At 74.2% G+C, this 20,128-nt stretch carries 18 protein-coding genes; 4 read left to right on the top strand and 14 right to left on the bottom strand.

The genetic code is table 11. From position 1 onward, the window contains the following. The first annotated feature begins 46 nt into the window (after nucleotides 1-46). Genes GXW83_RS21105 through GXW83_RS21095 form a run of 3 tightly spaced genes read left to right on the top strand, consistent with a single transcriptional unit; the run spans nucleotide 47 to nucleotide 3,331 of the window. Nucleotides 47-1,822, top strand: a complete 1,776-nt coding sequence (locus GXW83_RS21105) for a glycoside hydrolase family 15 protein (RefSeq protein ID WP_182444574.1) — start codon at nucleotides 47-49, stop codon at nucleotides 1,820-1,822. Between the two features lie 46 nt (nucleotides 1,823-1,868). Next, entirely contained in the window at nucleotides 1,869-2,888 is a 1,020-nt protein-coding gene (locus GXW83_RS21100; RefSeq protein ID WP_182444573.1) for an SDR family oxidoreductase, read from the top strand. Beyond that, complete coding sequence (locus GXW83_RS21095; protein ID WP_182444572.1) at nucleotides 2,885-3,331, top strand: hypothetical protein; 447 nt, start codon at nucleotides 2,885-2,887, stop codon at nucleotides 3,329-3,331. Before GXW83_RS21100 ends, GXW83_RS21095 begins: the two co-directional genes overlap by 4 nt. A gap of 11 nt (nucleotides 3,332-3,342) precedes the next feature. On the opposite strand, the gene GXW83_RS21090 is transcribed toward GXW83_RS21095, so the two are convergent. Continuing rightward, complete coding sequence (locus GXW83_RS21090) at nucleotides 3,343-4,227, bottom strand: alpha/beta fold hydrolase (protein ID WP_182444571.1); 885 nt, start codon at nucleotides 4,225-4,227, stop codon at nucleotides 3,343-3,345. Between the two features lie 165 nt (nucleotides 4,228-4,392). Further along, nucleotides 4,393-6,792, bottom strand: a complete 2,400-nt coding sequence (locus GXW83_RS21085) for a protease pro-enzyme activation domain-containing protein (protein ID WP_182444570.1) — start codon at nucleotides 6,790-6,792, stop codon at nucleotides 4,393-4,395. A gap of 346 nt (nucleotides 6,793-7,138) precedes the next feature. On the opposite strand from GXW83_RS21085, the gene GXW83_RS21080 reads away from it, so the two are divergent. Beyond that, nucleotides 7,139-8,116 (top strand): hypothetical protein, encoded by a 978-nt coding sequence (locus GXW83_RS21080; RefSeq protein ID WP_225447147.1) that lies wholly within the window; start codon nucleotides 7,139-7,141, stop codon nucleotides 8,114-8,116. A 4-nt stretch (nucleotides 8,117-8,120) separates the two neighbouring features. Here the strand turns inward: GXW83_RS21080 and GXW83_RS21075 are convergent, their stop codons facing one another. The 12 genes from GXW83_RS21075 to GXW83_RS21025 form a co-directional block, all read right to left on the bottom strand. Then, nucleotides 8,121-9,092, bottom strand: coding sequence for an MASE1 domain-containing protein (locus GXW83_RS21075; protein ID WP_182444569.1), 972 nt, complete (start codon nucleotides 9,090-9,092; stop codon nucleotides 8,121-8,123). A gap of 55 nt (nucleotides 9,093-9,147) precedes the next feature. Continuing rightward, on the bottom strand, nucleotides 9,148-10,035 hold the full coding sequence (locus tag GXW83_RS21070; RefSeq protein ID WP_182444568.1) for a PP2C family protein-serine/threonine phosphatase: 888 nt from the start codon (nucleotides 10,033-10,035) through the stop codon (nucleotides 9,148-9,150). Between the two features lie 224 nt (nucleotides 10,036-10,259). Continuing rightward, nucleotides 10,260-11,249, bottom strand: coding sequence for a hydrogenase expression/formation protein HypE (hypE, locus tag GXW83_RS21065; protein ID WP_182447474.1), 990 nt, complete (start codon nucleotides 11,247-11,249; stop codon nucleotides 10,260-10,262). A 94-nt stretch (nucleotides 11,250-11,343) separates the two neighbouring features. Further along, nucleotides 11,344-12,468: a hydrogenase formation protein HypD gene (gene hypD, locus GXW83_RS21060; protein ID WP_182444567.1), complete on the bottom strand. Its 1,125-nt coding sequence runs from the start codon at nucleotides 12,466-12,468 to the stop codon at nucleotides 11,344-11,346. Further along, nucleotides 12,465-12,785 (bottom strand): HypC/HybG/HupF family hydrogenase formation chaperone, encoded by a 321-nt coding sequence (locus tag GXW83_RS21055; protein WP_182444566.1) that lies wholly within the window; start codon nucleotides 12,783-12,785, stop codon nucleotides 12,465-12,467. The genes hypD and GXW83_RS21055 overlap by 4 nt, the downstream gene beginning before the upstream one ends. A gap of 46 nt (nucleotides 12,786-12,831) precedes the next feature. Beyond that, a complete protein-coding gene (hypF, locus tag GXW83_RS21050) occupies nucleotides 12,832-15,261 on the bottom strand; it encodes a carbamoyltransferase HypF (RefSeq protein WP_182444565.1) in 2,430 nt (809 codons plus the stop codon). Next, nucleotides 15,258-16,100: a hydrogenase nickel incorporation protein HypB gene (hypB, locus tag GXW83_RS21045; RefSeq protein ID WP_182444564.1), complete on the bottom strand. Its 843-nt coding sequence runs from the start codon at nucleotides 16,098-16,100 to the stop codon at nucleotides 15,258-15,260. The genes hypF and hypB overlap by 4 nt, the downstream gene beginning before the upstream one ends. A 3-nt stretch (nucleotides 16,101-16,103) precedes the next feature. Next, nucleotides 16,104-16,502: a hydrogenase maturation nickel metallochaperone HypA gene (hypA, locus tag GXW83_RS21040; protein ID WP_182444563.1), complete on the bottom strand. Its 399-nt coding sequence runs from the start codon at nucleotides 16,500-16,502 to the stop codon at nucleotides 16,104-16,106. Between the two features lie 232 nt (nucleotides 16,503-16,734). Then, nucleotides 16,735-17,364 (bottom strand): hydrogenase maturation protease, encoded by a 630-nt coding sequence (locus GXW83_RS21035; protein ID WP_225447146.1) that lies wholly within the window; start codon nucleotides 17,362-17,364, stop codon nucleotides 16,735-16,737. Beyond that, nucleotides 17,361-18,830: a hypothetical protein gene (locus GXW83_RS34290; RefSeq protein WP_225447145.1), complete on the bottom strand. Its 1,470-nt coding sequence runs from the start codon at nucleotides 18,828-18,830 to the stop codon at nucleotides 17,361-17,363. The genes GXW83_RS21035 and GXW83_RS34290 overlap by 4 nt, the downstream gene beginning before the upstream one ends. Beyond that, the gene (locus tag GXW83_RS21030) at nucleotides 18,827-19,513 is read right to left on the bottom strand and encodes a DUF6084 family protein (protein ID WP_182444561.1); all 687 of its coding nucleotides are present in this window, start codon (nucleotides 19,511-19,513) and stop codon (nucleotides 18,827-18,829) included. The genes GXW83_RS34290 and GXW83_RS21030 overlap by 4 nt, the downstream gene beginning before the upstream one ends. Beyond that, entirely contained in the window at nucleotides 19,510-20,118 is a 609-nt protein-coding gene (locus GXW83_RS21025; RefSeq protein ID WP_182447472.1) for a DUF5947 family protein, read from the bottom strand. Before GXW83_RS21025 ends, GXW83_RS21030 begins: the two co-directional genes overlap by 4 nt. Between the last annotated feature and the right edge of the window lie 10 nt (nucleotides 20,119-20,128).

The raw sequence follows: 20,128 nt of genomic DNA, 5'->3' as shown, positions 1-20,128 counted from the left end.
GAGCCGGGACGCGGCAACCGGGCGTGGTGGAGGATCGGACAGTTCGATGGCAGACAGCACACTCGCCGCGGAGACGGCCCGCTTCCCGCTGCACGTCCTGCGGGACTACGCCCTGGTCGCGGACGGGGAACGGGGCGCGCTGATCGGGCCGCGCGGCGACATCGCGTGGATGTGCGCACCGCGCTGGGATTCGGACGCGGTGCTCTCCACCCTGATCGGCGGCGAGGGCCTGTACGCCGTGACCCCCGCCCAGGAGCCGTTCGTCTGGGGCGGCTCCTACGAGGAGGGTTCACTGATCTGGCGCAACCGCTGGACCACCACCACCCAGCTGGTGGAGTGCCATGACGCCCTCGCCTTTCCCGGCGACCCGTCGGTCACCCGCATCCTGCGCCGGGTCCTGGCCGGTGGTGAGGAGACCCGGGTGCGGGTGGTGCTGGATCCGCGGGCCGGCTTCGGCCGCTTCAAGCTGAGCCGGCTGCGCCGCAGCGACGACGGGGTATGGACGGCCCGCTGCGGACCGCTGTACCTGCGCTGGACCGGCGCGCCCGACGCGACCGAACGCGCCGAAGGCGGCCTGGAGACGGTCGTCACCGTCCCCGACGGCCACCACCACGACCTGGTCCTGGAGATCTCCGAGGAGCGGCTGCCGGAACGGCCCCCGGACCCGGACGCCTGCTGGGCGGCGACCGAGCAGGCCTGGCGGCGCGCCGTGCCGGTGATCACCGGGACCATCGCCGACCGCGACTCCCGGCACGCCTACACCGTCATGCGCGGCATGACCAGCCAGGGCGGCGGCATGGTCGCCGGCGCCACCACCAGCCTGCCGGAACGGGCCGAACAGAACCGCAACTACGACTACCGCTACGCCTGGATCCGGGACCAGTGCTACACCGGCCAGGCCGTCGCCGCGGTGGGCCCCCATCCGCTGCTGGACAACGCGGTGGGCTTCGTCGCCGAGCGCATCCTGGCGGACGGGCCGAACCTCAGACCGGCGTACACCGTGTCCGGCGGCGCCGTCCCCGACGAGCGCCGACTGGACCTGGCGGGCTACCCCGGCGGCTCGGACAAGGTCGGGAACTGGGTCAACGACCAGTTCCAGCTCGACGCCCTGGGCGAGGCGCTGTCCCTGTTCGCCGCCGCCGGGGGCCACGACCGGCTGGACGCCGACCACTGGCGGGCGGTGGAGACCACCGTCGAGGCCATCGTCACGCGCGGGCAGGAGCCCGACGCCGGTCTGTGGGAGCTGGACAACCAGCGCTGGGCCCACTCCCGGCTGGCCTGCGTGGCCGGTCTGCGGGCGATCTCCGCCCACGCCCCGGCCGCCGAGGGCGCGCGCTGGAGCGCCCTGGCCGACGGGATCCTGGCCGACACCGCCAAGGACTGCCTGCACCCCACCGGCCGCTGGCAGCGGGCCCCGGGCGACCCGCGGGTGGACGCGTCCCTGCTGATCCCGGCGATCCGCGGCGCCGTCCCGCCCGAGGACCCGCGCACCCGCGCCACCCTCGCGGCGGTGCTGGAGGAGCTGGGGCGCGACGGCTTCGTCTACCGCTTCCGCCAGGACGAGCGCCCGCTGCACCAGGCCGAGGGCGCCTTCCTGCTGTGCGGCTTCACGACCAGCCTGGCCCTGCACCAGCAGGGCCGCGAGGTCGAGGCCAACCGCTGGTTCGAACGCAACCGCACCGCCTGCGGGACGCCCGGGCTGTTCGCCGAGGAGTACGACATCACCCAGCGCCAACTGCGCGGCAACCTGCCCCAGGCGTTCGTGCACGCCCTGCTGCTGGAGACCGCCCAGCGCCTCACCGCCCCCTGGCCCGGGCCCTGACCGTTCTCGACATCCGCTTCCTTCAACGCAGTTCCAAGGAGATCCGATGAGTGCAGCCAAGTCCGAACAGGTCGTCGTGATCACCGGGGCGAGCGGCGGCATCGGCCGCGCCACCGCCCAGGCCTTCGCCGCCCGCGGCGCCAGGGTCGCCCTGCTCGCCCGGGGCGAGGAGGGACTGGCCGGCGCCGTCGCCGACGTCGAGCGCCTCGGCGGCCGGGCACTGGCCGTGCCGACCGACGTGGCCGACCCCGAGCAGGTGGAGGCCGCCGCCGAGCGCGTCGAGGAGGAGCTCGGCCCGATCGACGTCTGGATCAATGTCGCCTTCACCTCGGTGTTCTCCCCCTTCACCGAGATCACCGCCGCCGAGTACAAGCGGGTGACCGAGGTCAACTACCTCGGCTACGTCTACGGCACGATGGCGGCCCTGAAGCGCATGAAGCCGCGCGACGCCGGGACGATCGTCCAGGTCGGCTCCGCCCTGGCCTACCGGGGCATCCCGCTGCAGACCCCGTACTGCGGCTCCAAGCACGCCATCCAGGGCTTCCACGAGGCCCTGCGCTGCGAGCTGCTGCACGACCGGAGCGGTGTCCGCACCACCATGGTGCAGATGCCCGCGGTCAACACCCCGCAGTTCGACTGGGTCCTCTCGCGCCTGCCCAAGCCCGCCCAGCCGGTCCCGCCGATCTACCAGCCCGAGGTCGCCGCCCGGGGCGTGGTCTACGCCGCCGACCACCCCGGGCGCCGCGAGTACTGGGTCGGCGGCAGCACCGTGGGCACGCTGATGGCCAACGCGGTCGCCCCCGGCCTGCTGGACCGCTACCTCGCGCGGACCGGCTTCTCCTCCCAGCAGGACGACCGCCCCCAGGACAAGGACCACCCGGTCAACCTCTGGGAGCCGGCCGACGGCAAGGACGGCCACGACTACACCGCCCACGGCAGCTTCGACGACCGGGCCACCCACCGCAGCCCCCAGCTCTGGGCCTCCCAGCACCACGGCGCCATCGCGGCGGTGGCCGCCGCGGGCCTCCTCGCCGCCGCCACCGCCGCGCTGAGGTCGCGGCGGTGAACCGCCCGGCGCTGGCCCGCGCCGGCTACGGCCTGCTGCAACTCGCCTGCGCGCCGGTGGTGTTCCGGCGGACGAAGGATGCGACGGCGCTGCGCACGATCCAGGTCCTCGGCGCCCGGCAGCTGGTGCAGGCGGCGGTGACGGCGCCCGCGCCGACCGGCGCGGTGCTCGCCCTGGGCGTCGAGGTGGATCTGCTGCACGCGGCCAGCATGCTGGCCCTGGCCGCGGTCGCCCCCCGTTGGCGCGGCCTGGCGCTGTGGGAGGCCGGAGCGGCGGCGGCCCTGGCCGGCGGCGCCGCCGCCGCCGCGCGTCAACTCCCGCCTGCCCGCAGGCTCGGGTCGGGCGCGGCGACCGGCGGAGGTCTCGTCGCCCTCCGCGACCGGTGCGCCCGGACGCTGGCCCGGCGCACGGTAGCCGCCCCGCTCGGCGCCCAGCCGGGCTGACGCGGACTTCTCTAGCCCTGGGCCGGGGTGCGGGCGGCCCGGGCGCGCGTCTCGGCCGCCTCGGCCTCGGCGCAGGTGGTGAGGATGGTGTCGGCGACCAGGCCCGGGTCGTCGTTCATCGGCACATGGCCGCAGCCGGGCAGGGGGACCAGTCGGGCCCGGGGGATCTCGAGCAGGGTGCGGGCGGCCTGGCGGGGGAGCAGCAGCCGGTCGCCGGTGCCCCAGCCGATGGTCACCGGGACGTCGGGGACGTCGCCGGTGAAGCGGACATCGCGCCCGGCCGCCAGGGTCGGCCCGAAGCCGGTGGCCGAGCGCAGCGCGGCGGTCTCCGCCAGGGCCTCGGCCCGGGTGCGGCGTCCGGGGCGGGCGTAGATGCTGCCGAGCAGGACCGCCCGGCCGCCCGGGCGGTCCGCCAGCCGCTCGGCCACGCCGACCGGCAGGGTGCGCGCACCGGCCCGCATCGACAGCAGCACGGCGAAGGCGTAGCGCCGCTCCCAGGGCTTCCAGAATCCGGCCGGGGAGAGCGCGGTGACCGAGCGGGCCAGGCCGCTGCGTCCCAGCTCCAGCGCCAGCAGCCCGCCCAGGGAGTTGCCCGCGACGTGCGGACGCTCGATGCCGAGGTCGGCGCAGACCCGGCCCAGCAGCGGCACCACCGAGCCCAGCTGGTACGAGGCCCCGGCGGGCAGGGCGGGCGAGGCGCCGAAGCCGGGCAGATCGACGGCGATGACGTCGTGCCGTTCGGCGAGGGCCGGAAGCACTGGCTGCCACGCCTGCCAGTGGTGGCCGATGCCGTGGAGCAGCAGCAGCGGACTGCCGCTCCCCTCGCGGTGGTAGACGGCCGAGACGGTGCGTCGGCCGTGCGGTGTGTCGATCGGAAAGGAGACCTCGGCAGCCATGACGCCCCTTGTATGAGAGTAAGTGTCAATAAGGATTACCGATGAGTAGCTCCCCGGACAAGGGGTCGGACCGGGAACGCCGACGGCCCCCGGCGGACGAGTCCGCCGGGGGCCGGGCGTGGTGCGGGTGGTGCGGGGTGTCTCAGGGGTGCTGCCGACCGTGGGTCAGGAGACGTTCAGGGCCGTGTCGTCGATGACGAAGCTGGTCTGCGCGCCGCTGCCCTCGACCCCGCTGAACTTCAGGGTCACCGTCTGTCCCGCGAAGGACGCCAGGTTGTAGCTCTCCTGGACGTAGCCGTCGGCCGCGTTCAGGTTGGAGTAGGTGGCCAGGGTGGTGGAGTTCGCCGTGACGGTGAGCTTGTCCGACGCCTTGGTGGTGGTCTTGTCCGTGTCGACGTGCAGCCAGAAGCTGAACGTCGCGCCGCAGCCGGCCGGGACGCTGACCGTCTGCGACAGCGTGTCGGTGTGGCTGGAGCCGTAGCCGTCCAGCCACGCGTCCCACGAGCCCGAGTGGGTGGGCTCGTCGCTGGTGTCGTTGTTGACGACGCCGGAGCTGGCCGTCCACGGGGTGGCGGTGCCGGTCTCGAAGCCGGGGTTGCCGATCAGCTGGGCGGCGGTGCAGCTGCTGCTGCCGGTGACGGTCCAGCTGAAGGAGGTGCTGCCGGTGGCGCCAGTGCCGTCCTTGACGGTCACGGTCACCGAGGAGGTGCCGGCCGCGGTGGGGGTGCCGGAGATCAGGCCGGTGGAGGCGTTGATCGACAGACCGGCGGGCAGGCCGGTGGCGCTGTACGCCAGGGTCTGGCCGGAGGCCGAGTCGCTCGCGGCGATCTGCAGCGAGGCGGCGGTGCCGACCTTGCCGCTCTCGCTGCCCGGGTTGGTCACCGTGACGGTGTTGCCGCCGGTGGTGCCGCCGGTGCCGAGCAGGGTGGTGATCAGGCCGTCGGCGACCGGGCTGCCCCAGCCGGTGGCCTCGTCGTAGCCGGTGCCGGCCTTGTAGTCCTGGTTGCCGCCGGTGGTGACGTCGTGCATCACCGAGGTGTAGCTGCTGCCTGCGCCCACCTGGTAGACGGCCGGGTCGGCGAAGCCGAGGGCGGCCTTGCCGGAGGCGGCGGCCTTCTCGTTGTAGAGCGAGGTGAAGCCGGCCCACAGCGGGGCGGCGGCGCTGGTGCCGCCGATCTGCTGCCAGGAGCCGCCGGTGTAGATGGCGTAGCCGCTGTTCGGGTCGGCGTTGGAGGCGACGTCCGGCACGGTGCGGTAGGTGCCGCTGCCGGGCTGCCAGCTCGGGCGGGTGTACAGCGTGGACACGCCGCCGCCGCCGTCGCTCCAGGCGCTCTCGGAGGAGTAGGCGTTGCCGCTGCCCGTGGTCAGCGTGGTGCCGCCGACGCTGGTGTCGTAGACGCTGCTGCCAGGGAAGTCGACCGCCTTGACGCCGGAGCCGCTGGTGCTGCCGGTGCAGTCGCGCGAGCCGCTGTCGCCGGCCGCGCTGTAGATGCTGATGCCCTCGGCGGCGGCCTGCTCGAAGGTGTTGTTCACGGCCGTCATCACCGACGGGGTGGTGTCCTGCTCGCAGGAGCCCCAGGAGATGGAGATGACCGAGACCTTGTCGGCGGAGACGATCGCGTTGGCTATGTCGATCTCGCCCTGGTCCGAGTTGGGGGCCTCGTAGACCAGCTGCGACGCCTGCGGCGCCACGGCGCGGACGACCTCGCTGTCCAGCTCGACCTCGCCCTCGCCCTGGCCGGGGTTGGAGTCGTAGTTGGCGCTGTCCACCGAGACGGTGGACGCCGCCGGGCCGGACAGGCCGTACTGCGAGTTGTAGGTGCTCAGGTCCGAGGACTTGTAGCCGTCGAACTCCCACAGCGCCACGGTCTCGCCGCTGCCGTTCTCACCGGTCTGGTTGATCCGGTAGGCGGTGTCGATCTGGCTGGGGGAGACACCGGACGGCGACGAGTGGGGCGTGGAGTTCGCCTTGCGGACGAGCTCGGGGGTGCGCACCGTGTGGTCGTCCAGACCGCTGACGGCGGCGACCAGCCCGGCCACGGCCGACGGCAGCACCACCGCGTGGTCGTTGGCGTAGAACTGGCGGCGGGTGCTCGGGTCCAGGTAGGTGCTCTCGGTGGTGCCGAAAGCGGTCTGGATCTTCGCGTCGGTGCCGCTGACGTCGATGGACTCGCGGTTGCCGCTGACTCCGGTGACGCTCAGGCCCTTGCTCTTGAGGTACGCCTCGACGGTGGCCACCTCGGCCTGGGTCGGGGCGTAGCCCGCGGCGAACTGGGCCGCCGTCAGGTAGTGGCCGTAGGCCGCGGTGCCGGGCGTGCTGGCCGCCGCGACGAAGTGGGACAGCTGGGCGGTGTTGCGCAGCTTGAGCGTGACGGCCACGGACAGGCGCTGTGTCGCCGGGAGAGCGCCGACCCGGTGGGAGTAGCCCAGGGCCGGGGTGGTGGTGCCTGCCAGCTGCACCGTGCCGGGCTGCGCGGCAGCCTGGGCGATGGGTGCGCCCAGGATGGCCACCGCGGGGGTGAGCAGCGCGAACGCAGCGGCTGCTGCAATGGAGCGGTACCTCAAGTTGAACCTCCTCGTCCTGGCCGCACACCAGGAAGGGGCCTCGCACTCCAGGTCTTGGAGCGTCCAGACGCAACCTGGCAGAAGGTGACCGCCCAGTAGGCAAGGAGAAGCCCATATATTGTCCATGAACTTTCAAATGTTAAGAAACTGTTCACGGACGGAAGGCGATTCGCTGCACACCGTGTGCGCGCCGTCACGGATGAATGATCTCTGCGCGTAGCGTCCGCACGGACGTGGCATGCCTCACAGCGTTCGCAAAGCTACTGGCCAGTGACATGCAGCCGAACGCCGGGCACGATGGTGCCGTTCAGCGCGATGCGCCATGTCGGCAAGACGGGGCAGCACCATGACGCAGTACAGTGACGACCTGTCAGCCCTGGCCACCATGCCGGGGCGTGGCTCCGCCGCCGGCCCCAACGAGGGGGCTGTGCCCGGCACCTTTGCGGAAGGGCTGCATGCCGCCGTCGAGGCCAGCGGCATGAGCCTCTACACCATCCAGCAGCACCTGTCCGCCCGCGGCGCCACCGTCAGCGTGACCACGCTCAGCTACTGGCGCCGGGGCCGCAGCCAGCCCGAGCGCATGGTCTCGCTGCGCGCCGTCACGCTGCTGGAGGAGCTGCTGGGCCTGCCCGAACAGGCCCTGACCGGGCTGCTCGGCTCGCCCCGGCTGCGCGGCCGCTGGGCCGCCCAGCCGCCCAAGCCCGAGGTCCGCCGCTTCGACGAGCTCTGGCCGGAGGACCCCTGGCTGCTGGAGGTCCTGGACGAGCTGGAGGCGCCGCCGCCGGAGTCGCTGGAACGGCTGAGCGTCCACGACACCTACCACGTGGACGCCGAGCGCGGACGGTACCTGCTGCGGGTGCGCCAGGTCGTCCGGGCCACGACCGACCGGGTCTCCCGCTGCGTGGTCGGCTTCCGCACCAACGAGGCCCGGGAGGACCCGGCCGTCTTCAACCTGGTCCGCAACGCCCGGGTCGGACGGCTGCGCCACCGGCCCGACTCCGGCTTCGTCCTGGCCGAGCTGCTCCTGGACGCCCCGCTGAACACCGGCGACACGGCGGTCTTCGACTACGAGCTGCTGCTGCAGAACGGCGAGGTGGCGACCAACGGCGACCGGAGGTTCGCCACCCCGGTGCGCGAGTACGTGCTGCAGGTGCACTTCGACCCGGCCGCCGTGCCCGCCCACTGCTACCACTACGAGCGCGACCCCGGCGCGGACGAGGACCGGCTGCGAAGACCACTGTGGATCGGGCCCTCGGGGACCGCCCACGTGGTCGCGCTGGACCTGCCGCCGGGCGTGGTCGGCGTGCGCTGGGAGTGGAGCTGAGCGGTCAGTCCTCCGGCTCGTCGCCGTGGGCCAGCCGGGCCACCACCTCGGTCAGCGCCTGGCATGCCTGCTCGATCTTCAGATAGGTGTTCCGGCGCTCGGTGACCACCGCCGCCAGCAGCAGCGTGGTCAGCGCCGCGGTGCCGTTCAGTGCCTGCAGGGTGACCATGATGCCGACCGTGCTCTGGTGCTCGAACGGGCCGGTGCCCTCCCTGGCCGCCCCGATCACCAGCACCGACACCAGCAGCACCGACAGCACCGCGCCCACCAGCTGGAACCGGATGGCCGACCAGATCAGCAGCGGGAAGACCAGGAACAGCAGGTCGAGCGTGGTGCGGGTGACCAGCACGGTGAGGAAGGCGGTGCCGGTCAGCACCAGCGCGCCCTCCGCCCAGCGGGCCGCGCCCACGCCCCGCTGCAGCCGTACCGTGAGCACCACCAGCAGCAGCGGCGCCACCACCAGCACGCCCATGGCGTCCCCGGCCCACCACGGCCACCAGGTGTTCCAGAACTGGCTCAGCGGCAGCGACCCGTCCAGCACCAGGGCCGAGCTGCCCGCGGTGGCGCTCAGCAGCATGCCGCACAGGGCGCCGAGGAAGACCAGCGCCACCCCGTCCCGCAGCCGGTCCAGCTCGATCCGGAAGCCCGCGCGGCGCAGCAGCAGGTACGAGCAGACCGGCGCCAGGGTGCTGCCGGCCACGATCGCCACCGACGACGGCCCGAACGGCCCGATGGAGACGATGACCAGCAGCTCGCCCAGCGCGATGCCGGGCCAGATCCGCAGCCCCAGCGTGAGCAGGCAGACCAGGGCGATGCCGGTCGGCGGCCACAGCGGGGTCACCCGGGCCCCGTCCACGACCACCTGCCGCAGCAGGCCGAGCCGGCCGGCGGCGAAGTAGCCGGCGGCGACCGCGACGACCAGGAGCCCTGTCCTGACCGGACGCGGGAGTTCCTGGTAGCGCAGCACAGCAGCCATGAGACAACGACCGGCGGCCGACACCGGCCGTGACACGCGCAGCGGCCCCCGCCTGTCACCCCGCGCCGGGCCCCGAGGCCGCGTCGGGCGGTGCGTCGGGCGGTACGTCCGGCCGTGCGTCGTGCGGTGCGTCGTGGCACAGGACCAGGACCGCGGCGTCGTCGGTGTGCCCGGTGAGGTCGGCCACCTTGATCACCTCGGCGGCCAGCTGCGCCGGGTCTGCCCCGGCGCCGCCGCCCACCCCGGCCCGGACCACCTGCGCCACCTGCTCCAGCCCGGCCTCGATCGGGAACGCGGGGCCCTCGACCACCCCGTCGGTCAGCAGCACGAACGCCCCCGGCTGCGGCAGCCGGTGCCGGGTCACCGGGTAGCCCTCGCCCGGCAGGATGCCGATCGGCAGGCCGCCCTCGTCCTGGACGATGCCGCTGCGGCCGTCCGCGGTGGCCCAGACGGCCGGCACATGGCCGGCCCGGGCGTCCGACAGCTCCCAGGCGACCGGGTCGAAGCACAGGAAGCTGCAGGTGGCGAAGAGGGCGGAGTCCATCGAGAGCAGCAGGTCGTTGGCCCGGCTGAGGACCTCCCCCGGATCGGCGGCGGTGGCCGCCACCGCCCGCAGCACGATCCTGACCTGCCCCATGAAGGCCGCCGCCTCCACGTCGTGGCCCTGGACGTCGCCGATGGAGAAGCCCAGCGAGCCGCCCGGCAGCGCGAAGCCGTCGTACCAGTCGCCGCCGATGTCCAGACCGTGCCGGGCGGGCGCGTAGCGGGCGGCGGTCCGGAGCCCCGGCAGCTGCGGCAGCGCGCCCGGCAGCAGCCCGCGCTGGAGGGCCTCGGCCAGCTCCACCCGGGCCTGCTGGAACTCGGCGCGCTCCAGCGCCTGGGCGGTGAGCCGTCCCAGCTCGCTCAGCAGGTCGTCGGCACTAACGGGATGGCGTCGGGTCATCGACCCTCCGAGGTGCGTCGAACCCCCGGCGTCCTCCTCCCCGTCACCTGCCCGGAGTCGGCCCCAGGGGCTCCCCAACCGACCGGCCCGCGCCCGCACCGGGCCCGAACCGAGCAGCACTCAGCCATTCCATCCTATTTCCGCCCCGCCCCACCCGCCCGACAGACCGCCCGGGGCCCGGCACGGCGGGCCCGGGGCGGTCTGGGGGCGGCCCCGGCGGGCGGTCAGCAGATACGGGGGAGCTGTTCGCCGATGGGGAGGTCGACGACGCGGGTGCCGCCGAGGGCGGTGCGGGCGACGACCATGCCGGGGTGGTCCGGGACGGCCTCGCCGATGACGCGGGCGGCCGCGCCCAGGGGGTGGGCGCGCATCGCGGCCAGGACGGCGTCCGCGTGCTCGCGCGGGACGAAGGCGACCAGTTTGCCCTCGTTGGCGACGTACATCGGGTCCAGGCCGAGGATGGCGCAGGCGTTGGCGACGCCGTCCGGGACGGGCACGCTGCGCTCCTGGACGACCACGCCGGTGCCCGAGGCCGCGGCGATCTCGTTCAGCGAGGCCGCCAGGCCGCCCCGGGTGGGGTCGCGCAGCACGTGCAGGTCGGGGGTGACCGCCAGCATGGCGTCCACCAGGCCGCCCAGCGGGGCACAGTCGCTCTGGATGGCGACGCCGAACTCCAGCCCCTCGCGGACGCTCATGATGGCCACGCCGTGGACGCCGATGTCCCCGCTGACGATCACCACGTCGCCCGGGACGACCCGCTGCGGGCGCAGGTCCACCCCGGCCGGGATCAGGCCGATGCCGGCCGTGTTGATGTAGACGCCGTCGCCGTGGCCGGACTCCACCACCTTGGTGTCGCCGGTCGCCACCTCCACCCCGGCGGCGCGCGCGGCGTCGCCGAGCGCCTGGGCGATGCGGGCGACCACCGGCATCTCCACGCCCTCCTCCAGGATGAACCCGCAGGACAGGTAGGCCGCCCGGGCGCCGCTCATGGCCAGGTCGTTGACGGTGCCGTTGACCGCCAGGTCGCCGATGCAGCCGCCGGGGAAGAACAGCGGGCGGACCACGAAGGAGTCGGTGGAGAACGCCAGCCGGGCCCCGCCGAGGGTGACCGCGGCCGCGTCGCCGAGCTGCGCGAGCACCTCGCCTCCGAAGGCGGGCGCGAAGATGTGCTGGACCAGCTCGGCGGACATCGCGCCGCCGCCGCCGTGGCCCATCACCACCCGGGGCTGGTCGCGCAGCGGGGCGGGGCAGCTCCACGCCGCCGGGTCCACCGGCGGGGGCAGGGGCCCGGTGACGGTCTCGGTGATGTCAGCCAACGGGGCTCGCCTCCATGCGTGCCGGGGCGACGTCGAGCCGCCGGTAGAGGTAGTACGCGGCGCAGGCGCCCTCGCTGGAGACCATGGTCGCGCCGAGCGGGCTGCGCGGGGTGCAGGCGGTGCCGAACGCCTCGCACTCGTGCGGCTTCAGCAGGCCCTGCAGCACCTCGCCGCTGCGGCAGGCGGCCGGCTCCAGGGTGCGGATGCCGGTGACCGAGAAGCGGTGCTCGGCGTCGAACTCGCGGTAGCGCGACGACAGCCGCCAGCCGCTCTGCGGGATCACGCCGATGCCGCGCCAGGCACGGTCGGTGACCTCGAAGACGTCCTCCAGCATGGCCTTGGCCGCCGGGTTGCCCTCCGCCCGCACCGCGCGCGGGTAGGCGTTGTCCACGGTGTGCTCGCCGCGCTCCAGTTGCAGCACGGTGCGGCGGACGCCCTCCAGGATGTCCAGCGGCTCGAAGCCGGTGACCACGATCGGCACCCGGTACCGCCCGGCCAGCTCCGGGTACTCGCCGGTGCCCATCACGCTGCACACGTGCCCGGCGGCCAGGAACGCCTGCACCCGGCAGCTGGGGGAGCGCATGATGGCCTCGATCGCCGGGGGCACCCGGACGTGCGACACCAGCAGGCTGAAGTTGCGGATGCCGAGCCTGCGGGCCTGGTAGACGGTCATGGCGTTGGGCGGGGCGGTGGTTTCGAAGCCGATGCCGAAGAACACCACCTGCTTGTCCGGGTTCTGCTGGGCGATGCGCAGCGCGTCCAGCGGCGAGTACACCACCCGGACGTCCCCGCCCTCGCTGCGCACCTGGAACAGGTCGCGGCCGGTGCCCGGGACGCGCAGCATGTCGCCGAAGGAGCAGAAGACCACGTCCGGGCGCGAGGCGATCTCCAGCGCCTTGTCGATCACCTCCAGCGGCGTGACGCACACCGGGCAGCCCGGGCCGTGGATCAACTCGACCTGCTCGGGCAGCAGTTGGTCGATGCCGTGGCGGATGATGGTGTGCGTCTGGCCGCCGCAGACCTCCATCAGCGCCCAGGGCCTGGTCACCGTGGAGTGGATCTCGTCCAGCAGCCGCCGGGCCAGCTCCGGATTGTGGAACTCGTCGATGTACTTCACTGCCGCGCCTCCTGCGGTGCGCCGTCCTCGTCCGACCAGGAGTGGCCCTGGGCCTCGGCGGCGAGCGCCCACGGGTCGCCGAACTCCTCCTGCAGCATCCCCAGATCGGCGAACAGCTCCAGGGTGCGCAGCGCCGACTCCTCGTCCAGCCGTTGCAGGGCGAAGCCGACGTGGACGATGGCGTACTCGCCCACCTGGAGGTCCGGCAGGTACTCCAGGCACACGTCCTTGACCACGCCGCCGAAGTCGACGCTGGCCATTCGGGTACCGTCCCGTTCCTCGATCTCCAGCACTCTGCCGGGCACCGCTAGGCACATGGGTGTTCTCCTCGATATGTCGACCTGTCGGTCTGTCGGTGTGTCGTCAGGGGGCGGTCGGCGGACCCGGTCGGCGGGCCGCCGCGGCGACCATCAGCTGGCCGAGGGCCAGGCCCCCGTCGTTGGGCGGGACCAAGCGGTGCCGCAGTACCGTGAAGCCGTCCCGGCGCAGGTCGGCGGCGCAGGCGGCGGTGAGCAGGGTGTTGGCGAACACCCCGCCGGTCAGCGCGACCGTGTCCAGGCCGTGCCGCTCCCGGGCCAGCCCGCAGGTCCGCCGGACCAGCTCGGCGACGGCCGCGTGGAACCGGGCCGCGATCAACTCCACCGGGACGCCCCGGCCCAGGTCGGCGGTGACCGCCGCCAGCACCGGCGCCGGATCGGCGACCAGCTCCGCCCCGCCGCTCCTGCCGGACTGCTCGGCGGCGGGCTCGGCCGGGCGCAGCGCGAACCGGTAGCCGTCCCCGGCGCCGTCCACGGTCCCGTCCCCGGCCCGCAGCGCGGCGGCCTCCAGCTCGATCGCGGCCTGCGCCTCGTACTCGGCGAGCTGGCACACCCCCGCCAGCGAGGAGACCGCGTCGAACAGCCGGCCCATGCCGGAGGTCGGCACGCAGTTCAAACCGCGCTCCAACTGTCGTGCCAGAGGCTGAAGTTCATCAGGCGGGCAGGCCCGGACACAGGGCAGCTCCGGGGCCCAGTCGAGACCGGCCGCGCGCAGGTGCGCCAGCGCCATCCGGTACGGCCGCCGGACCGCGGCGTCGCCGCCCGGCAGCGGTACGTACGCCAGCTGGGCGAAGCGGTGGTAGCCGCCGTAGTCGGCGAGCAGGGTCTCCCCGCCCCAGACCGCGCCGTCGTCGCCGTAGCCGGTGCCGTCGAAGGCCACGCCGATGACCCGGCGGGCGCCGTCCAGGCCGTGCTCGGCCATGGCCGAGGCGACATGGGCGTGGTGGTGCTGCACCCGGGCCAGCGGTCGGCCGTCCCGGTGGCGCTCGGCCCACTGGCCGGAGCGGTAGCGCGGGTGCAGGTCGGCGGCGAGCAGCCCGGGGCGGACCCCGGTGATGGACTCCAGCTGCCGCTCGGCGCCGGTCAACGCCTGCTGGGTGGCCAGGTCGTCCATGTCGCCGATGTGCGCGGACAGCCAGGCGCGCCGCCCCTCGCCCAGGCAGAAGACGTTCTTCAGGTCGCCGCCGACCGCCAGCGAGGCCGGGACCGGCAGCGGCAGCGCGACCGGCAGCGGGGCGTAGCCGCGCGAGCGGCGCAGGGTGAGCTGCTGCCCATCGCAGATCCGCACCACCGAGTCGTCGCAGGGCACGTGGATCGGACGGTCGTGGGTGAGCCAGGCGTCGGCGAGCGGCGCCAGCCGGGCCAGCGCCTCGTCGTCGTCGGTGACGATCGGCTCGCCGGACAGGTTGCCGCTGGTCATCACCAGCAGCCGGGGGCCGGGCGGGTCGCCGGGCAGCCCCAGCAGCAGCTGGTGCACTGGGGTGTAGGGCAGCATGAAGCCCAGGTCGGGGCTGCCGGGGGCGACGCCCGGCAGTGCCTGCTCCGACTCCGGGCGGCGGCGCAGCAGCACGATCGGGCGCAGCCCGCCGGTGAGCACGGCCCGCTCCTCGGGGCAGAGCAGTGCCAGCCGCTCGACCTCGGCGGTCTCGGCGGCCATCAGCGCGAAGGGCTTGCGCCCCCGGTTCTTGCGCTGCCGCAGCCGGGCGACGGCCGCCGGATCGGTGGCGTCGCAGGCCAGGTGGTAGCCGCCGATGCCCTTGACGGCCAGGATCGCGCCGTCCGCCAGCAGCCGCCGGGCCTCGGCGACCGGCTCCGGCGCGACCGGCTCCTGCGCGCCGCCCGACGGCAGGCCGGAGCCGGGCACCAGCCGCAGCGTGGGGCCGCAGTCGTGGCAGGCCACCGGCTGGGCGTGGAACCGCCGGTCGGCCGGATCGGCGTACTCGGCGGCGCAGGCCGGGCACAGGGCGAACCGGGCCATGGTGGTGTGCTCCCGGTCGTAGGGGAGCCCGGTGACGATGGTGAAGCGCGGCCCGCAGTTGGTGCAGGTGATGAAGGGGTGCCGGTGCCGGCGGTCCGCCGGGTCGGCCAGCTCGGCCAGGCAGTCGGCGCAAGTGGCCACGTCGGGGGAGACCAGGGTGGCGGCCGGTCCGCCGCCGCGCGAGGCGAGGATGGTGAAGCCGGTCCCCCCGGCCGGGGCCACCTCGTCGTGCTGCACCGACTCCACCACCGCCAGCGGCGGGGCCTCCGCGCCGATCCGCGCACAGAAGGCGTCCACGGCCCGCCGGTCGCCCTCGACCTCGACGAGGACGCCCTCGGCGGAGTTGGTCACGTGCCCGGCGAGGCCGAGCCCGGTGGCCAGGGTGTAGACGAAGGGACGGAAGCCCACGCCCTGCACCACGCCCCGGACGGTGACCCGGCGCCGCCGGGTGCCGTCGGCGACGCCCGGGCCGGGCGGACTGGTCGGCGGAGCGGTCACGACCGGTGCTGCGCCATGGAAGCGGCGGCTGCGGTGGGGCGGTGGTGTCCGTGCGCCCCGCCGCCGTGCCGGTCGTGGTCGTGGCTGTGCGGCCGGTCCTGACCATCGTGGTCCTGGCCGCGGTCCTGGCCGTGGTGGTCGTGGTGGGTGTGGTGCGTGGCCATGACCGGGGTGTGCGTGGGGCTGCCCTGCGCCGCGGCCAGCGCCCGGTCCAGCAGTGCGCCGATGCCGTCCCCGGTCTTGGCCGAGGTCAGCAGGGTCTCCACACCGGGGTTGACCTGGTCGACGTTGCGCCGGAACGCGGCCTCGTCGAACTCGACGGCCCCGGCGATGTCGCTCTTGGTCACCAGCACCAGCTGGGCCAGGCCGAAGGCGGTCGGGTACTTCAGCGGCTTGTCCTCGCCCTCGGTGACCGAGGCCAGCACCACCCGCAGCGTCTCGCCCAGGTCGTAGGAGGCGGGGCAGACCAGGTTGCCGACGTTCTCCACGAACAGCAGCCGGGTGTCGTCCGGCAGCCAGCCCTCCAGGTGGCCGCCGAGCATCCCGGCCTCCAGGTGGCACAGGCCGTCGGTGAGCACCTGCTTGACCGGGACGCCGGAGCGGGCCAGCCGCCGCGCGTCGTTCTCGGTGGCCAGGTCGGCGGTGAGCGCCGCGACCGGCACGCCGCGCCGCCGGGCCAGCGCCAACTCCTGCTCCAGCAGGGCGGTCTTGCCGCTGCCGGGGCTGGAGAGCAGGTTGATCACGACGGTGCCGCGGGCCGCGAGGCCGGACCGCAGATCGTCGGCGCAGACGTTGTTCTTGGCGAGTACCGCCTGCTGCAGGTCGACCACACGACACATGGTTCAGCGCTCCTGGTGGATCGGTTCGCGGGAGGGGGCGGGGGCGGGCGCCGGGCCGTCCTGCCACTGCACGTCGGCGATCTGCAGCTCGCGGCCGGAGAGCAGTTCCGCGGCGGCCGTGCCGCAGGCCGGGCAGCACAGCTCGGGCGGCATGCCCACGGCCCACTCGTCGGCGCACGGCTCGCACCTGGCCCGGGCCGGTACGGGCTCGGCGACCAGCTCGCAGCCCTCCAACAGCGTTCCGGCGCAGGCCAGTTCGAAGCAGAAGGCGAGCGAGTCCGGTACCACTCCGGCGAGTTCGCCCACCTGGAGCCGGACCGACCGGACGGCGGTGGCACCGGCGGCCTGCGCCGCCTCCTCCACCTGGCCGACGACGGCCAGCGCGATGGACATCTCGTGCATGGAGATTCCCTCCCTGCCGCCCGGTGCGGGCCGGTTGCGTTGTCGCCCATTACAGGCCGGTGTGCGGGCGGCGGCGCACTGCCACGCCGCCGCGCGTGATCCCTTTAGCCCGTTCGGCTGCTGACGGATGATCACATGGAGCGGATGCGCAGGTAACGCCGGATGTCCGGCAGCACCTGCGCGGTGACGGCGCAGACCACGGCCAGGGCCGCTCCGCCGAAGATGAGCTTCTTCATGATGCTGGGGTCCTCTCATCGGTTCGCGGCGCGGGTTCGCACCGCTCGTCGTCGGTTGCGTCGGCAACGGCCGCGCCGTCCGGCCCGGGGGTTCCGATCAGCCCGCGGACCATCCGGACGGCGACCGGCACCGCCTCGGCCACCTGGGGGCTGAGCCCCATGCCCTCCTCCAGGTCGGCCGGTTCGCAGCCGACGACCACGGTCCGCCGGGGCGGGCTGCCGCCGGTTCCGGCGCACAGGGTGCCCAGCAGCGCCAGCACCGAGTCGGGGGACATCCGGTGCCCGTCCAGCAGCGGCTGCTGCGGTGAGGCGACGGGAGCGGTCGGGGCGCCGCCGGGAGCCGGGTCCGCGTCGGGGGCGCCGACCTCGATCAGGTACAGCGTCCCCGGTTCGCCGCCGCGTGCGGTGGCGTCCAGCAGGACGAAGGTGTCGTAGCCGTCCAGCAGTTGGTAGGCGAGGTGGACGCCGCGCACGCCCACGTCCACCGCCTCCACCTGCTCCGGCAGCGGTCCGGCGGCCAGGGCGCGCACCGCCTCCACACCGAAGCCGTCGTCGCCGAGGAAGATGTTGCCGACGCCGGCCACCAGCGTCCGGCCTGCGGGTGCGGCGGCGGGTGCGGCGTTCACTCGTCCTCCGGCACGGCGACCTCGTCCGGCTGGAAGTAGAGGAAGCGCCCCTGCTCGCGGCGGATGTCCGCGCCCGGATCGCCCTCGACCGTGACGGCCAGGTGCACCCCGCCGTCGACGTCGTGCAGTACCGCCTCCACCAGCGCGTTGCGGCCGTGCAGGAAGAGGTCCTGGGCGTCGGTGCGGCGCAGCCCCGGGCGCAGTTGCACCCGGCTGCCGGCGCCGATGTGGCGGCCGTCGATCAGCACCCGGTCCCGGGCCGGATCGACGCTGCGGTCGCTCTCCGGATCCCACCAGGGGGTGTCCGGCGCCAGCGGGCCGAAGGAGTCGTTCCAGTCCCAGTCCTGTCCGGTGCTCCCGGCCGGGCCGCTGCCGTCGGGGCCGGACACGGGGGCCGGGGCCGCCGGGTCGGTGATCTCGCGCAGCGCCCGGACCGCGCCGTGCAGCCGCTCCAGCACCTCCGGCGGCATGGAGTCGGCCAGGTCGATCACCGCGGCCGCCCGGTCGTCGGTGCCCCTGGCCTCGCGCTTCTCCTGGTCGGTGAGGGCGGCCGTGCGCAGGGCCAGGATCTCGTCGATCTCGGTCGCGTCGTACAGCGCGCCCGGGCTCTCCGGGGCGATGGCCGGGTGGTCCTCCAGGATGATCGGGGAGGACAGCACCACGTCCGGACGCCCGGCCTCCCCGGCCAGCACCGGCCAGGTGTGCAGGTTCTCGCAGCCCGCGGCGGCTCCCCTGGCCCACTCCGGCGGGTCGGCCATGGACAGGAACGAACCGGAGCTGAGGCCCAGCATCAGGTGCGCGGAGACCAGCGAGCGCGGCAGGGCCGCCTCCCGGTCCGCGCCGGTGTGCTGCGGCTCCCAGCCGCTGGTGTTCTCCACCACCGCCGTCAGCCGCTGCACCAGGTAGGGCCCGGGCACGTCGGCGGCGGTCAGCCGGATCAGCCCGCGCACCTCCTCCCGGCGGCGCAGCAGCCGACCGACCGTCCGCCCCTGCTCGTCCGCGACCGTCTCGGTCTCCTCGCGGACCGGCCGACTGAACGTCAGTTCCTTTGCCCCGGAGGCGAGTTCGGCGATCGGGACGGACAGCTGCACCCGTTCCTCGACCCCCTCGTCCCACGGGGTGAGCACCCGGTCGGCGAGGTCCAGCTCGGCCACGGTCTCGTAGCCGCCGCCCGGCGTGGCCCGCTGGACGGTGCGCCGCTGGGCGTGCAGGAAGCGCAGCTCCACGAAGAGCGTGGCCTCGGCCCGGGGCTCCATCAGGCACTCGGTGCGCTGGAAGGCGTGCTCGCCGCTGTCCGCGCCCCAGGCGGGCGGGACCAGCACGCCGAACTGCCAGCGCAGCCGGTTCTTGGCGGCGGAGGCGCGGTACGGGTACAGCACGTAGCCCTCGAACAGGACGGCGTCCGCCACCTGCCGGGCGGCGGCGAACCGGGTCTCGATCTCGGGGGTGAGCACGGACGTCGTCACGGGGCCGTCCTTTCGGCGGTGAGCGGGAGCCCGGGCCCGGCGGGGGCCGCCGGGTCGTGCGGGGGCGGGTCCAGCAGCGCCTGCACGGTCGCCTCCCAGGAGGGCAGCGCCCGCTGGGAGCGGTAGGCGAGCAGGGCGTCCATGGTGTCGCGGTCCAGCCGCAGCCAGCCGCAGCCGGGGAAGTGCTGCTCGACCATCTCCCGCCAGACCGCGACCGGCATCCGGTACGCCGCCTCGCAGTCCCAGGGCACCGGCTCGACCTGGAAGCCGCCGGGCCCGGTGAAGGCGGTGCCGGAGAACAGCAGCAGCAGCGGCGCCTCGCCGCCCTCCAGCGCGTGGAAGTAGCGGGTCGGCGCGACGTCCAGGTCGTAGCTGCACGGCACCGGCAGCTCCACCTCGGTCTCCCCGGTGAACCCGGGGACGACCAGCGAGACCTGGGCGAACTGCACCGGCTGCATGGAGCTGCCCCAGCGGTCGCGCTCGCCGAAGAGGTCCGCCAGGCCCTCGGCCTCGGACGGGTCGTAGGTGCGCCGCGCCGGTTCGATCCGCAACTGGCAGCGGAGCGCCAGCGCGTGCACCCGGGTGTCGGCGGAGGCGGTGATCCGCAGCCGGAACAGCAGCGTCGGCCCGGCCGCGTAGCGGTCGGCGCGGACGCCGGTGCAGACGAAGGAGAACTCGGTCACTGGTCGGCCCCCCGCAGCTCCCGGGCCCGCCCGGAGACGTGCGCGAAGAACGCCGCCAGGTCCGCGCGGGCCTCGGCCCCGCCGTCGAAACCCTGCCAGTGCAGGCGCATCCGCCCGACCAGCTCGTAGCAGACGTCGATCGGCACCAGGTAGCACGCGTACCGGCCCTCGGTGCGGTGCAGCAGCAGCGCCTCCACGTCCGGCTGGAGCAGCCCGGCCAGCGGCGTGCCGCCGAGGACGGACTGCCAGGTCGAGGAGTCCAGCTCGCTCTCGGTGGCCCCGGCCGGGCTGGGGTACAGCGCGACCAGCCGGTCCAGGGCGGCGTTGCGGAAGAAGAAGGCGACGCTGACCGGGATCTGCAACTGCTCCCAGGCGGCGTCGTCCAGGGTGTGCGTGGGGTCGCAGAGGTAGCGGTCGGGGACGGTGCGGAACCGCCCCCCGGCGGCGCCCTGCCGGTCGAACAGCAGGGCGCACGGGGTGCAGGCGCAGCTCAGCGCCCGCTTCTCGACGTCCACCAGATGGCGGTGTCCGGCCTCGGCGACCGGGGCGCCGCACAGCTCGCAGCGCTCCTGCTGTTCCGGGGCGGGTGCGACGAATCGGCGCAGCCCGGTCGGG

This window comes from Streptacidiphilus sp. PB12-B1b, assembly GCF_014084125.1.
Classification (GTDB): Bacteria; Actinomycetota; Actinomycetes; order Streptomycetales; family Streptomycetaceae; genus Streptacidiphilus.
Note: the sequence above shows the minus strand (reverse complement) of the source record. Positions and strands in the feature narration are given on the sequence as shown.